This is a genomic window from Rhodococcus sp. (in: high G+C Gram-positive bacteria), from assembly GCF_049286785.1.
Classification (GTDB): domain Bacteria; phylum Actinomycetota; class Actinomycetes; order Mycobacteriales; family Mycobacteriaceae; genus Rhodococcus_F.
This window is the reverse complement of the sequence record NZ_JBAQEO010000759.1, coordinates 1-1,723: the sequence shown is the minus strand read 5'-3', so window position 1 is coordinate 1,723 and position 1,723 is coordinate 1. Positions and strand designations below refer to the sequence as shown.

The following is a 1,723-nucleotide window of genomic DNA, read 5'->3' as shown; positions in this document are numbered from 1 at the left end:
CCCTGTAGTGTGCCAGGAGTCGGCGCTCCACGCGACGTACGTGCGCATAGCCAAAGGGGTCAAACAGTGTGCCGCGCAGGAACTTCCCCTTGGCGAGCACTTTGAGCACCCCGTGTGTTCGAGGAGTGAGGCCGATCTTCTTTGTGCGGCCGAGAGCCTTCAGCGTCGGGGGATGGAGCTTGTATGTCAGCTTCCGGCCACCCGGCACTTTTTCTTGTACTGCTTCGAGAAATGACGGGTCGGTGAGCATTCGCGCGACCTCGTATTCGTCCTTGTAGGCCATCAGCCGGTGCATTCCTGTTGCTACAGAGTTGCTGAACTCCGTCCGGTCACCGAGGGCGCGTTCGGATTCCCACGCGGACTGCACGGCAGCGATGTACTCTGCCGCGACCCGATCGCCCTGATAGGCGACCAACTGCGCCGCGCGCCGCTCGAGAAGCGCACGTGTCGGTCCGGACACTGTGGTGGTCCCGAGCAGGTGAGCGGGGATTGCCTTATCGCTGCGCCCCGCGGCGGTGGTTGCCGACGTCGCGGCCCGGAAAGCTTCGGGGTCTTCCACTGCCACTCGCCCCCACCGGAAGGCCATCTGGTTGGCGTTGACTGCGACGCCGTTGATGGAGATCGCCTCTTCGATCGAGGCAGCGGGTACGGGCAGTCCCCCGGCCTGATACGCCGCACCTACGAGGAGGAAGTTCGCGGCTGCAGTATTGCCGAAGAGCGTCTGAGACGCCGCAAGCGCATCGAACGATATCACTGCCCGGGCGGACACCTCGAGGCGTTCGAGCAACGCGTCCTCGTCCGGATACGCAACGGATCCGTCGTAGACCATGTCGCCCGTGGGGGTCTTGCTGGTGGATGCCACCGTGATCGTGCGGTCCGCACTCCCGTATCCGGCATACCTGGAGTCAGCGGCGGTGAGCAGATCGAATGCCAGAACACAGTCCGCCGACGCCGGACTGATGCGATTCGTCGATGCGACCGGTTCCGTGCTGATGCGCAGATGGGAGACAACCGGGCCCGCCTTCTGGCTCAGTCCAGTTTGGTCGAGTCCCTCGACGTGAAGTCCGGCCCGCAGTGCAGCCATCCCTAGCACCTGATTCACCGTGACGATGCCGGTGCCGCCGACGCCTGCAAGGAATACGTTGTGCGTCCGGGTTATCGGTGCAAGTTCGGTAGCGTGACACGCTGGGGGCGAGGGAATTGCCGGCCGCTCGAGGGTTACACCCGACTCGGGCAGTTCGACGGTGACGAACGAAGGGCACTCCCCGTCGAGGCAGGAATAGTCCGTATTGCACGTGGTCTGGTCGATCCTGGTCTTGCGCCCGAATTCGGTGTCGACCGGCTGCACCGACAGGCAGTTGCTCTTGACCCCGCAGTCACCGCATCCTTCGCAAACTGCCTCGTTGATGATCACTCGCGTGCGCCGTGTGGGTAGCGTTCCACGCTTGCGTTTGCGTCGTGCTTCGGCCGCGCATTGCTGATCGTAGATCAGTACGGTCACGCCCTTGGTCTCACGAAGAAGGCGCTGGGCTTCGTCGAGTCGGTCTCTGCTCCACAACAGCACGCCATCGGCGAACTGTGCGCCCTTGTGTCTTTCGGGTTCTTCGGCGCAGACCACGATCTTCTTGACACCCTCCGCGGTCAGCTTGTGGGTCAACTGGGGAACCGATAATCCCGCTTGGGCAGGTTGAGCCCCGGTCATATCTACTGCGGAGTTGTAGAG

1 protein-coding gene is annotated in these 1,723 nt (G+C 63.0%); it reads right to left on the bottom strand.

Features of this window, described 5'->3' with window-relative positions; genetic code table 11:
• A partial coding sequence (locus tag WAW17_RS27455; RefSeq protein WP_422336019.1) for a DUF6537 domain-containing protein occupies positions 1-1,723 on the bottom strand: 1,723 nt, incomplete at both ends.